Below are 12,935 nucleotides of genomic sequence, written 5' to 3' on the forward strand. Positions count from 1 at the left end.
AGCATGATTTACATAGAAAAACCGAATCTCCATGATTCGGCATTGATAACTATTGATAGCTTACACCTTTCCCAAGTAGCTTCGTGTGATATTTGGTAATTTTATTTGCCCATTATTACTATATTTTTCGAATAAGTTTGATAGGGCGGTTATAAAGAGGTCATACTCCACATCCGTCTTTTTCGGAGAATAGGAAGCGGACAAATATCTTCCCAGAAATCCTTCAAAATCTAATTCCAAGTCATTTCGAAAACTTTTAAAATCATAAATTCCATCTTTAAAAAATTGATGATAAACTTCCTGAGTTTCGTCCATCCCGCCGCTAAAACCTTTAAAATTCGGACAATACTTTTGGCAAATCTCTTCACTTTCCTTGTTTAAATCACTTGATGCATCTCGACTATTCCACACAAGCGCAACCTTTGCATCTAGTTTCAATATCCGATTACATTCCAATTTGAATTTGTCTTTTTCGAACCAATGAAATGCTTGTGCCACCGTCACTAAATCAACACTTTTATCCTGCAAAGTGGTTTGTTCAGCCTCACCTTTTACCGAAATAAACCGGGCATTCTGTTTTAACGATTGTTCTGCTTTCTCTCTCATATCATCGTTTGGTTCCACACCAATAACAGTTACGTTTCTTTTAAGTAATTGCCTGCTGAATATACCGGTCCCAGATCCAATATCCGCTATGATCGAATTCTCATTTAACTTAGTTGCTTCGAGTAAATATTGTATATATTCATCCGGATAACCTGGGCGATATTTTGCATAGACTTCTGCCTTGTCCGTAAATTTTTCTGTTGATTTCACTATACTCCCCTCCTCCTGGATAATATTGTATATTATAAAATGAATCATTAAAAGGCGAATTTTTGAATAAATTCGCCTTTACCTTTGATTATTTTTTCTTCGGAAACTTATCCAGGCTTTTGAACTTGTAGCCTTTTTTCTTTAAGTCCTGAATCGCCTTTTCAAGTGCATCGGCATTGTCTTTTGAAACAGTGTGTAATAGCAGTATACAACCGGGATGGATTTGTCTCATGATATTGTCGTAGGAATATTGCCAGCCTTTTTGCTGGTTCACATTCCAATCGACAAAGGCAAGGGACCAGAAAACATGTGTATAGCCCTCTTCTTTAGCAATTTGCATCGTTCTCTCGCTAAAGACTCCTTTTGGCGGGCGGAGATATTTCATTTCCTTTTGACCCGTTAATTCTTTCGTTTTAACGCGGACCTTTTCCAGCTCTTCACGTATCCTTTGGTCACTTACAGCTGTGAGATCTGGATGATGCCACGAATGGTTACCAACAATATGCCCTTCTTTTACCATCCTTTTAACTATATCCCCTGCTGAGAGCAAGTAATGTCCAGTTACAAAGAATGTTGCAGGGACCTTTTCCTTTTTTAAAATATCAAGAATCTGAGGGGTATAACCTTGTTCATATCCGTTATCGAAGGTAAGATAAAGCGTCTTTGAATTAGGGTTACTTTTATAAAAAGCCCCGTATTTTTCGATCAGCTGATCAAGCTCGGCCCCTGCTTCTGCTGGCTGTTCATTAACACCCTTTTTAAAGCCCCAATGGACCGGCTGATTGGAAACAGCCGCATATGTACTCTGAGGTATCAATACGAGCAGCATACTGAGGATGCACAATAATCTTTTCATCCATGTTCCCCCTATTTTTGTTTATATTATTGTTTGCTTTTAGGTGGAAAAACATGATTGGTGAAAATAGGAAATGTTGGTTGGTGGTAGATTCGACCTCTTTTTGTACCAGTTTGGGGGAGGTTTAGTTTTGGTAGAAATGATGTGGTCGATCTCGAAGATGGCAAGAGAAGAAATTTCCGTATTTCAGGATTACTAAATGAGGAATTTATCAGCAAGAAATAATCGTTAATACCATTAATGGATGCTTCTTTTGAAAATAAGAGACATTCAGGGCATATCCATTTTGACCTTCTATAATCCATGGGGATGTATAAACATCTTGGGCATTGCACTCCTGTGATTAGTTCGTCTTCTGTAATTTGAAAAAAATTAAGAATATCAATTTTTTGTGGAGTGTGTTGTGTTTTTAAAAGGTTAATCACTTGATTAAGATGCTTTTGATTTAACTTTTTTTCAGTATACTTTTCCTCTAATTCATCTACTTTGTTTAATAAATCATATGCTCTGATGACTTTTTGCGCTGCTTCTTGATAGCCTGGATGGATTATGATTTCGGTAGAGGGTTTGCAAACTGTTACAAGATTTTCGATGGGGATAGGAGGTATTTTAAATTTTTCAAATAAATATCTTAATAAAATTTTATGTCGATTTACTTGAGCAACTGGATTTTCATAAACATCTCTATTGTCTCCATATTCATGAATCAATTGATTTATTTCGAAGCGTAACGTTCCAGAATGGTTTTTAGCATCAAGGATTAATATTAATTTATTTGAAAGTAGAAGCGTGTCAATTTGGAAGAAAGTATTTCCTATGGGGAGGCGGAGACCGTAAAAAATATGATATTTGTGTTCCGGAATTGGGTCCAGATAATATTTGATTGTTTTTTCTCCATTGTATCCGGATCTTAAAATTCTAATTTTGGCCTTTACATCCTGCATCTTTCTATGATTATCTGCTATCCGTCTTTCTAAAGCCTCAGCTTGTAGTAAAAAGGTGGGTGGGGTGAGTTCCATTTCAATCAAGATTTATTCCTCCTTTGTATTTAATAGTATATTTTCAATAGAAATCCTAATCCACCTCCGCTTTTTCAGTAGGTGTTATGACATTTTTGTGTCTATTTTTGCTCCTAGGGAAGATTCCCACAAAATTTAGAATAATATCTGGGAATCAGCCACAAAATCCGTATCTTTATTACATATTTTTGGGCACTTACTACATCTTTTACGAAACTTACGACATTTCCTGGATATTATTTGGTAATCCCCTCAAACTTCAGATACTTATTACATATTTTTTGGCACTTACTACATAATTTTGGGCACTTACTACATATTTTACAGAACTTACGACATTTCCTGGATATTATTTGGTAATCCCCTCAAACTTCTGATACTTATTACATATTTTTTGGCACTTACTACATCTTTTACGAAACTCACGACATTTCCTGGATTTTTATCCCATATACCTTTTTACAATCTACTTCTCCAGACACAAACAAAAGGATAGACGCAATACCTCACGTCTATCCTCACAACACTATATCCTTATTTAAATACCGGTTCCTTAAACTGGGCTAATTTTTCTAAGGAAGATTTATCTACGTCTGCGTGCAAGCTGTTTCCGTGCGAGTCCATGGTTACTACGGCTGTGAAGCCCTCTACACGTAGATGCCACATCGCTTCGGGAATACCAAATTGCATTAAATCGACACCCTCCACAGATTTAATACAATCTGCATAATACTGGGCCGCACCGCCAATCGCATTCAGGTACACACCTCCGTGCTCTTCCAACGCCGCCAATGTTTTCGGGCCCATCCCGCCTTTACCGATGACAGCGCGGATTCCGAACTTCTTCATGATATCGCCTTGATAAGGCTCCTCCCGAATACTTGTTGTCGGACCCGCAGCTTTAACATGCCACTCACCAGCCTCATCCTTCAACATTACCGGACCGCAATGATAAATAACTTGTCCATTTAAATCAACTGGTGCCTCGTGATCACTTAAATACTTATGAATTGCATCACGGCCTGTGTACATCATGCCGTTAATTTGAACGACATCTCCAACTTTAAGGGCACGGATCTGTTCTTCGGAAATTGGCGCCTCAAGCGTGATAACACCCTCAGATGTAGCAGCTGTTTCCTTCGCTGCTTCTCCCTCAGCAAAATCAATGAATTCCCCGTCTTGGTACATCCATTCGTTAATTTCGCCTGTTTCCGCGTTCACACTTACACCTAAACGGCGGAATGCCCAGCAATTGTAGGCAACAGACACATAAAAGCTTGCTGGAATACGATTCATCACACCAACTTTACAGCCTAAAAGAGTTGCCTCGCCGCCAAAGCCCATGGTGCCAATTCCTAATTTATTCGCATTTTCCATAACATACTCTTCTAACTTGCGAAGTTCTTCATTTGGATTCACATCTTCCACTGAGCGGAATAGCTGCTCTTTGGCTAAATCATATCCGGAGGAACGGTCGCCGCCAATCCCAACGCCAATAAAGCCAGCACTGCAGCCTTGTCCTTGTGCTTGATATACGGAATGCATGACACACTTACGGATTCCATCAAGGTCCCGTCCAGCGCGTCCTAGACCGTCTATTTCACATGGTAAGCTATATTGAATGTTTTTATTTTCACAACCGCCGCCTTTTAAAATAAGACGTACGTCGATATAGTCTTTTTCCCATTGGTCAAATTTGATAACCGGCACCCCTGCACCAAGATTATCACCACTATTTTCACCTGTGAGTGAATCAACTGAGTTCGGGCGCAATTTTCCTTCTTTTGTTGCTAAAACAATGGCATTGCGAATCGCTTCTTTAATTTCTAACTGGTTTACACCAACTGGCGTTTTGATTTTAAAGGTTGGTAAACCGGTGTCCTGGCAGATCGGTGACACTTGATCGTCAGCCATTTTGATATTGTTTGTAATCGTCGCAAGGCTCATCGCCGCACTTGTTCCAGCGTTTTCTATTTCCTTCGCTCTTTTAACGGCCCGGCGTACATCCTTAGGAAGCTTTGTTGATGTTTCAACGACTAGCTTGTACATGCTTTCTTGAAATTTAGAAATATTCAATTCGAGTACCCCTCTCCCTATGTTCTCCAATAATCTTTTTCAATTTTCAACTTTTTGCACGTTTATATTATACTCCTATACCCTCTAGAATTAAAGGATTAGCTTGCAACCGTTGCCACGTTAATCGTGAAAAAAACCATGTAAATATTGGATAAGAAAACTCCTCCAAGAAAAAAAAGAGCCTGTTGATTAAACAGACTCACTCACTTCGCGATTATTAAATTCTCTGCATTTTGATTCCATATCATCTAACATTGAAATTAAGCGGTCAATATCTTCAAGATCCGTATCTTCAGGATCAATGGCATCGAGCACGTCAATGAACATGTTTAAACGTTGTTTTAAAAAATTCACTTGTGTATTTTTATCTTCAATTGGATTACCCAAACTGATTCACTCCTTTTCGTTAACGTTCTCATCCTACCGAAAAATTTATACTTTGACAATCGATTATTATTATTTTGCCCTATTTTTTAAAAATAAGGCTGTGTTCCTTGGCTGTTGATTTCCGTTCCAGGCGCTTCGCTTTCCGCGGGCGGTCCGAGGAGCCTCCTCGGCCACGTCCTCCCGCAGGAGTCTTCGCGCCTTCCGCTCCAATCAACGTAGGCTTTAAATCAACAATGAACTTAACCATAGCCAAAAATAAATAGACTCCTGCAAAGAGGAGTCTCAACAAGTCATCTTGGTCTTTCAGATGCGGCAAATCCAAAGGAAACATAATCCTGTACTGGGATCCATGCACCAATCCCTTGGGACGTGACATTTTTAATTACGATAAACTTTTTGCTTCCTTTTAGCATTAAGTAGACTTCACCGTAGGTTACTTTTCCTTTTTCATTCACACCTGGTGCATAAGCGTATAAGTAGCCTAGGCGGTTAGGAGGGATGTTATAAATATGATCATTCTTTGTTCCTGCTCCAATAATCGTATCAAACGAGAGTGGAAGATTCGTTTTTTCCATCGCTTTTAATAGCATCATTTTTTTCACATCTTCGGCATTGGCGATTTTAGCCGTTAGGCCGCCTCTGATAATTTTTTGGGACTCCTGAACATACTTAATCTGATATGGCACCTTGCCGCCACGATTATCGAAATAATTGGTGTTAATTTTTTGGAACTCCCAATTAGGGGAGGTTTCCGTTGATTCATAATTTAGCGGCCACTGGCCTAAGTAGACAATGGCACGATAACCAATTGCAAACGGTGTGCTATTAATACTCGATTCATTCAGCATCCGGATTAAATCAGGATTTTCGATCTTGACCTTTGAAGAGTTGATTAATTTTTTTGTCAAATCACTCGGCTGTAATAATGGCAAGTTCTGTGTCGAATTCGGGTAAGTATTTTCCTTGGTAATATTCCGAACCGAAGCTGGTACTTGATATTTTACCAAGACTTTTTTCACTGGGCCCTTTTGCGCGTAGGCTGACGGAATAAAAGTTAACATTAATAGCAGTGTCATAAGAACAGAAATATTTTTCTTCACAAGATAGACTCCCTTCACTAATAGCATTAATCAGTCTGCTAGTAGTTTTTTCGGAGTTGATAAATTTTATCCATCCAAGCAAGTAATTTCAATATTTCGCCTGAAGACGGACCATTAATTTTTCAAAAAATGGAAAAAATAATTGAATGGCAGGACCTACGGTAAAAGTGATAATAATGGTCCCGTATGAAATAGGTCCATTCAGAAAAAATGCTGGAATTAAGGCTGTAATTTCACCAATCGTTTTCGCTACCATTAAATTAACACGGAAACGTTCCTTGATTGCCAACATAAAATTATCGATTGGACTTTGCGGGAATTTAGCTTGGATATAAATGGATGCACCAAATCCAATAATCAAGATGCCCATCAATAACATTCCGATTTTCCCCAAAAGTTCGTTGACTTCAAATAATTCAAAAACAGTACCTAGCCAAAAATCGACTAAAGAACCAATAATAATAATAGTTAGTAATGAAAGCAGATCCGGTCTTTTTTTTAATAAAAGAGAAACAACGATGACTAAAACCGCTCCATCAATCATCACCCATTTTCCCACTGATAACCCAACCTTTTCAGTTAGGATTACATTAAGTGCGTCCCATGCTCCTACACCTATATCGGCTACTTCAATTGTCATACATACTCCGAAAGTCATAATAGCCAAACCTAAAATAAAAAATAAAAACCTAATTAATAATTTCATTTGTGGCTCCTTTTAGGGGAAAAGTAACATAAATGTAATAATCAGAACATTTACAAAATTACAATTTCATTATATAATATACTTAATCTATCAAGTAAGGAGGGCTGTAATCAATCTGCTATCCATTTACCTAATTAATATTAAGGAGGTTGGGATTCCCGTCTTATATGAGATTCAACACTCGTGTTCATGTATCTAAATAAACATGAAGGTTGGTGATTGATGGCCCAAAGAAAAGCGATTGATACTTAACCCTACAAAAAAGTTATTTTATTATGATAGTCCATGCAAGATGATTAACTCCGTACATGGAAGAATTTAAAAATAGTATATAGTTCAAAGGAGACTCTAATCCATTAGGCTTAGAGTCTCTTTTATGTAAATTAGAGTAAGTAAAAACCAATTCCCATAATCAAATAGGCTGCCAGTAAAGTTAACCCTTCAAACCAATTGGATTCTCCATCGTTGGAAATGACAACCATAAGGAGCACCGATGAAACCATTGCAATTAATTCCTGCCAGCTGAAAAGAAGCGGCATCGTGGTATCAAAGAAAAGAGAGACCAGAACAAGGACAGGTAAGACGAACATAGCCACTTGTAAGGTAGAACCAATTGCGATTTCCACAGCAATATCCATTTTGTTTTTAAATGCCATCACTATAGCCGAAGCGTGCTCTGCTGCATTACCAACAATTGCAACGATAATTACTCCGATAAATAATTCAGACCAACCAAGAGTATCGCCTACATATTCAAAGGTATGAACAAGACGCTCCGAAATGTATGCGACCGCCAATGTAGCGATGAAAAGAACGGCGATGGCCTTTCCTTTACCCCATTCTGGTACTTCTTCCTCATGAGCCACTTTTTCAGTACTGGGCTGATACACGCCTCGATGGGTAACCAACTTAAAAAATAAGGCCGCTAGATAAAGGACAATCAAAATGACTGATATGCCGACACTTAAGGAAAGTGTTTTTGTCTCATTCATATTCATCGAAAAAACCTCTGGAATAACAAAGGCGATTATAACAGCAAACATAAGCAGTCCCGAATTGTGACGTGCATCGTACACATTAAATGTCTGCCTCTTAAATTTTAATCCTCCAATAAAGAAAGATAGGCCTGCCACAAGTAGTAAATTGCCTAACACGGAACCCGTTAATGAGGCAAGAACAATACCAACAAGTCCTGCCTTCAACGAAAAGATAGAAATAATAAGCTCAACCGCATTTCCGAAGGTTGCATTTAATAATCCTCCTATTCGCGGGCCAGCAACAATTGCGAGACTTTCTGTTGCCCTCCCCATAAAACTGGCTAGTGCAACTATTGTTAAGCAATAAATTATAAATAAGATGATATTTGACCAATGCATGAGTGAGCCAATAACTGAAAGTGGCACCCCAATAAGTGTCATAAGCATAAAAATCTTGTTCACCGTATTCCCTCCAAATTCTATTTATTATGTACCTAGGCTTTCTCCTTTAAATATTTTTTCCTTTTTTACCCTAATTTACCTAAACTAATCATAAAAGTCTAGAGAGTTTGTTCACTTGCAAATGGCGGATTTTCTCGTTACCATCATTTAGGAACTATTTAAAAATATTTGAATGAGGAAGTTCTATGAATATTAATAACCTTCGTTTTTGGATTCTTGTTAGTATTGTTGCCATATCTGGTTTTTCGCAAGGCATGCTGTTGCCACTCATCGCAGTAATTTTTGAAAAAAGTGGCGTTTCACCTTCTTTAAATGGCTTAAATGCTACAGCACTTTATATTGGAATTCTACTTGTGTCCCCTTTCATGGAAATGCCTCTCAGAAAATACGGTTATAAACCGGTTATTATCTATGGTGGCGGGCTCGTAATTGTTTCACTTGCTTTATTTCCATTATGGGAGACATTTTGGTTTTGGTTTGCTCTCCGATTACTGATTGGCATTGGCGACCATTCCCTCCATTTTGCCACACAGACTTGGATTACTTCCTCCTCCCCAGCTGCAAAGCGGGGACGTAATATTTCTCTGTATGGTCTGTTCTTTGGGATTGGTTTTGCCTCCGTGCCATTAATGACACCATTAGTAAACGTAAATCAATCACTGCCCTTTATTGTTTCCTCGATTTTATGTTTTATTGGCTGGGTCTTTGTTTTTACTCTTAAAAATGAACTGCCTGAACAAGAAGTTGGGATCAATTCATTCCTAGCCACAATCAAGCAGTTTAGAAAGGCATTAAAATTTGGATGGGTTGCTTTCTTACCCCCATTCTCTTACGGTTTTTTAGAATCCTCCTTAAACGGAAGTTTTCCTGTCTACGCATTAAGAATGAATATAGATGTATCCAGTGTTTCAATGGTGTTATCTGCATTTGCAATCGGCAGTATTATTACCCAGCTTCCGTTAGGAATTATAAGTGATAAGTATGGGCGCAAAAATATCTTAATAACTATTCTTTTTCTTGGTTTTTTCAGTTTTACAGCTGCAAGTTTTTTTGAACATTCCTTTATTGGGCTGTTTGTAGCTTTCCTCATTTCTGGGATGATAGTCGGTTCGACCTTTTCGCTTGGCATTAGTTACATGACAGATTTAGTTCCAAAGAACTTGCTATCGACAGGAAATTTGTTATGCGGCATTTTTTTTAGTCTAGGCAGCCTAAGTGGTCCAATCATCGGGGGATTGTTCATTAAATTCACAGAAAATGTGAGTTTCTTCTATATCATTAGTACAATGCTTTTGATCTTATCAATTATCATTTTTGCTTTTGGAAAAAAGACTTACTTGGCTTTTGAACAACTAAATTCTTAATCCACGATTGTGGAGCAAATTCATATCTAATGCATAAAATATGTGGTAAGATGAAAGAAAATAAAGATAAAATTAAGAATTGTTGCTGTCATCCCTTTGATGACAGCTTTCGTATTTTTTAAGGGGATTGATTTTGATTATTCTTATCAACTAGGAAATTGAGAGGGGAGATCCTATGAATTCAGAAGCAAAGACTTTAACAAAGAGTATTCACAAAGTAGGTTTTTTAGAAAAAATCAAACCGCATGCAGAATTGATTGCTGCTGGATTAAGCGGTGGATTCATTGCTACTGGCTGGTTATTGGATAAGTACGGAGATGGAGCAGATTCCATTATTGCTTACCTGCTGGCATTTGTAATTGGCGGGTTTGCCAAGGCTAAAGAAGGCATTGAAGCCACTTATGAAAATAAAGAATTAAATGTGGAAATGCTAATGATTTTTGCTGCCATAGGTTCAGCAATTATTGGTTACTGGACAGAGGGTGCCGTTCTAATTTTCATTTTTGCTGTAAGTGGAGCATTAGAAACCTATACCATGAATAAAAGCCACAAGGAAATTTCCTCTTTAATGAAGCTTCAGCCCGAAGAAGCCTTGCTCATCTCAAGTGGTTATGAAAAAAAGGTTCCTGTTTCAGTGCTTCGTGTCGGTGATTTTATTTTAATTAAGCCTGGGGAACGAGTCCCTTCTGATGGAATCATCATCAAAGGACAAACGAATATCGACGAAGCAGCTATTACTGGTGAATCCATGCCTGTTTCAAAAGGAACAGAGGAGGATGTTTTCGCGGGCACCGTTAACATGACTGGTTCAATTACTGTTAAAGTGACAAAAGCGAGTCATGATACCCTCTTCCACAAGATCATACAGCTTGTTCAATCAGCTCAAAGCGAGAAATCACCCTCACAGCAGTTTATTGAACGTTTTGAAGGAACCTATGTAAAAGTAGTCCTATCCGTTGTTTTATTAATGTTTTTCCTCCCACACTTTATGTTAGGCTGGAGTTGGCAAGAAGCCTTCTACAGAGCAATGATATTATTGGTGGTTGCATCCCCATGTGCCCTTGTTGCTTCTATTATGCCGGCCACTTTATCCGCCATATCAAATGGAGCGAGACATGGGATATTGGTTAAAGGTGGGATTCATCTTGAAAATTTAAGCCATCTAGGGGCCATCGCATTTGATAAAACGGGAACACTTACCAAAGGGAAACCAGAAGTAACCGAAGTGATTGTTAAGGAAGGTCTTGATCAAAAGGACCTTATTTGGAAAGCAGCTTCAATTGAAAGCCATTCTAACCATCCGCTTGCAACCGCGATTGTGAATTATGTTAAATTGAGCATTGATAAGGATCTCCTTTATCCAGAAAGTCTTGAAGATGTACCAGGCTGGGGCGTTAAAGCGACAATTAACGGTGAGCAGTGGAAAATTGGTAAGGCTGCCTTTATTGGCAATAATCATGTTGACAAGTTTGCTGAAGGTAAGGCAAAGGATCTTGCAAGTCTTGGCAATACACTTGTCTACATTGAAATAAATGGTGAACTGAGTGCGATCATTGCCATGAAGGATGTAGTTCGCAAGGAAACAAAACTTGCCATTGATCATTTAAAAAAGCAAGGTATTCATACGGTCATGCTTACTGGGGATAGTGAAAAAACAGCACGAGCGATTTCCTCTGAAAGCCATGTAGATGAATTTTTTGCCGAATGCTTACCTGAGGTAAAAGTAGAAAAACTTAAGGATTTAAAAGAAAAGTATAAAACTGTGGCAATGGTAGGGGACGGGATTAATGATGCACCCGCACTAGCAATTGCCAATGTCGGTATTGCCATGGGCGGAGGAACTGATGTTGCCCTTGAGACAGCTGATATTGTCCTCATGAAAAATGATTTGCCGCGAATTGCCGAGGCCATCGATCTTTCCAAACGCATGAATAGAATCATTAAACAAAATGTTGTTTTCTCCATAACTGTAATCATGATCTTGATCGCATCGAATTTCTTTCAGATGCTCGATTTGCCATATGGAGTAATCGGTCATGAAGGCAGTACCATTTTAGTCATTCTAAATAGTCTTCGATTGCTTAAATAGTGAAAAACCGGATGAACATTCATCCGGTCTTTTTATTTTTATATGGGATTTAACCCATTAGTGATAGCCATTCGAGCCGTTCGCAGACCCCGAAGTTTTATTTCCTTTACTACCTTTACCTTTTTGCTTTGTACCGCCATCTTTTTTGGTCTTCTTTGTCATAATAAGAACCTCCCTGAAGTTAGTTAGCCTTCTATCTTAGTTTGTACAGATGGGCTATTTTCATGAAGGAAACTATTAGCAATTCTTACGATTCTTTTCACTATAAAAAGCATTAATTTCTCCACCTAATATAATAATAAATGCCGATATGTATAACCAAATCATTAAGACAATAATTGCCCCTATACTGCCATAGGTGAGCGAATAATTACTGATATTTCCAACATAAAATGTTAATCCAATCGAGGAAATAATCCAGCCCACGGTAGCAAAAGCTGCCCCTGGAAAGGCACTACGGCATTTTATTTTTACGTTCGGTGCAATCCAATACAATCCTGTAAAAATAAGAAACAAAATAATCGCACTAACCAGCCAGCTTAATGTATCCCATACCTTAATAAATTCTGTCGTGTAGCCCATTTGAGAAAATAAAAAAACACCTATTTCTCTGCCGAATACAGGAAGGACAATCGCCAGAATTAAAACAAAAATCATTCCAAAAGTTAAAAGAATGGCCATCCCTCTTGAGACAATAAACGAGCGACTTTCCTTTACATTATATGCCTTATTAAATGCCTTCACAATCGCATTAATACCGTTCGATGACGACCAAATCGTACCGATAATCCCGAACGATAACAACCCGCCATTCCGATGATTCATTATGTCATGGACGTTTTTTTCAATTAGGTCCATGGCATCGACAGGCGCAAAATCCCTTACGATCCCAAGCATATCCTGATGGGGAATTGGAATATATGGAAGGAGTGTAAATAAAACAATCAGGAGCGGAAACAGGGACAATAGAAAATAATATGCTAGCTGTGCACTTAATCCAGGTAAATCATCTTCATCGATCCGGTGCCAAAGTAATTTTAATAAAGATGAGCGAACATTCCCCACCTTTTCCATTTCCATCCT

General features: G+C 38.2%; 11 protein-coding genes. 2 read left to right on the forward strand and 9 right to left on the reverse strand.

Features of this window, described 5'->3' with window-relative positions:
• Positions 1 to 60: 60 nt before the first annotated feature.
• The 8 genes from AB7942_RS20770 to cax all read right to left on the reverse strand — a co-directional run bounded on the left by AB7942_RS20770 (position 61) and on the right by cax (position 8,384).
• Positions 61 to 816, reverse strand: a complete 756-nt coding sequence (locus AB7942_RS20770) for a class I SAM-dependent methyltransferase (protein ID WP_369448351.1) — start codon at positions 814 to 816, stop codon at positions 61 to 63.
• Positions 817 to 904: 88 nt separating this feature from the next.
• On the reverse strand, positions 905 to 1,672 hold the full coding sequence (pdaA, locus tag AB7942_RS20775; RefSeq protein WP_369448352.1) for a delta-lactam-biosynthetic de-N-acetylase: 768 nt from the start codon (positions 1,670 to 1,672) through the stop codon (positions 905 to 907).
• A gap of 26 nt (positions 1,673 to 1,698) precedes the next feature.
• Positions 1,699 to 2,691 (reverse strand): nuclease-related domain-containing protein, encoded by a 993-nt coding sequence (locus AB7942_RS20780; RefSeq protein WP_369448380.1) that lies wholly within the window; start codon positions 2,689 to 2,691, stop codon positions 1,699 to 1,701.
• A 534-nt stretch (positions 2,692 to 3,225) separates the two neighbouring features.
• Positions 3,226 to 4,767, reverse strand: coding sequence for a fumarate hydratase (locus tag AB7942_RS20785; RefSeq protein WP_369448353.1), 1,542 nt, complete (start codon positions 4,765 to 4,767; stop codon positions 3,226 to 3,228).
• 189 nt (positions 4,768 to 4,956) lie between these two features.
• On the reverse strand, positions 4,957 to 5,154 hold the full coding sequence (locus tag AB7942_RS20790) for an SE1561 family protein (RefSeq protein WP_088085809.1): 198 nt from the start codon (positions 5,152 to 5,154) through the stop codon (positions 4,957 to 4,959).
• A 290-nt stretch (positions 5,155 to 5,444) separates the two neighbouring features.
• Positions 5,445 to 6,254 carry a YfkD famly protein gene (locus tag AB7942_RS20795; protein ID WP_088085808.1) on the reverse strand — a complete coding sequence of 270 codons (810 nt, stop codon included), beginning with the start codon at positions 6,252 to 6,254 and terminating at the stop codon, positions 5,445 to 5,447.
• An 88-nt stretch (positions 6,255 to 6,342) separates the two neighbouring features.
• Positions 6,343 to 6,960, reverse strand: coding sequence for a YczE/YyaS/YitT family protein (locus AB7942_RS20800; protein ID WP_483310893.1), 618 nt, complete (start codon positions 6,958 to 6,960; stop codon positions 6,343 to 6,345).
• 383 nt (positions 6,961 to 7,343) lie between these two features.
• Positions 7,344 to 8,384, reverse strand: coding sequence for a calcium/proton exchanger (cax, locus tag AB7942_RS20805; RefSeq protein WP_369448381.1), 1,041 nt, complete (start codon positions 8,382 to 8,384; stop codon positions 7,344 to 7,346).
• Positions 8,385 to 8,584: 200 nt separating this feature from the next.
• On the opposite strand from cax, the gene AB7942_RS20810 reads away from it, so the two are divergent.
• Entirely contained in the window at positions 8,585 to 9,763 is a 1,179-nt protein-coding gene (locus AB7942_RS20810) for an MFS transporter (RefSeq protein ID WP_369448355.1), read from the forward strand.
• Positions 9,764 to 9,938: 175 nt separating this feature from the next.
• A complete protein-coding gene (locus tag AB7942_RS20815) occupies positions 9,939 to 11,852 on the forward strand; it encodes a heavy metal translocating P-type ATPase (protein ID WP_369448356.1) in 1,914 nt (637 codons plus the stop codon).
• A gap of 237 nt (positions 11,853 to 12,089) precedes the next feature.
• Here AB7942_RS20815 and AB7942_RS20820 read toward each other — a convergent pair whose 3' ends face one another.
• Complete coding sequence (locus AB7942_RS20820) at positions 12,090 to 12,926, reverse strand: YihY/virulence factor BrkB family protein (protein ID WP_369448357.1); 837 nt, start codon at positions 12,924 to 12,926, stop codon at positions 12,090 to 12,092.
• Positions 12,927 to 12,935 lie beyond the last annotated feature (9 nt).

The sequence above is a fragment of the Neobacillus sp. BF23-41 genome, assembly GCF_041106275.1.

What these genes read in the sequence shown, in the direction of transcription:
- AB7942_RS20815 (WP_369448356.1), top strand. Translation starts at nt 9,939, where the DNA reads ATGAATTCAGAAGCAAAGACTTTAACAAAGAGTATTCACAAAGTAGGT.
- AB7942_RS20810 (WP_369448355.1), top strand. Translation starts at nt 8,585, where the DNA reads ATGAATATTAATAACCTTCGTTTTTGGATTCTTGTTAGTATTGTTGCC.
- AB7942_RS20780 (WP_369448380.1), bottom strand. Translation starts at nt 2,691, where the DNA reads ATGGAACTCACCCCACCCACCTTTTTACTACAAGCTGAGGCTTTAGAA.
- pdaA (WP_369448352.1), bottom strand. Translation starts at nt 1,672, where the DNA reads ATGAAAAGATTATTGTGCATCCTCAGTATGCTGCTCGTATTGATACCT.
- cax (WP_369448381.1), bottom strand. Translation starts at nt 8,384, where the DNA reads ATGCTTATGACACTTATTGGGGTGCCACTTTCAGTTATTGGCTCACTC.
- AB7942_RS20800 (WP_483310893.1), bottom strand. Translation starts at nt 6,960, where the DNA reads ATGAAATTATTAATTAGGTTTTTATTTTTTATTTTAGGTTTGGCTATT.
- AB7942_RS20820 (WP_369448357.1), bottom strand. Translation starts at nt 12,926, where the DNA reads ATGGAAAAGGTGGGGAATGTTCGCTCATCTTTATTAAAATTACTTTGG.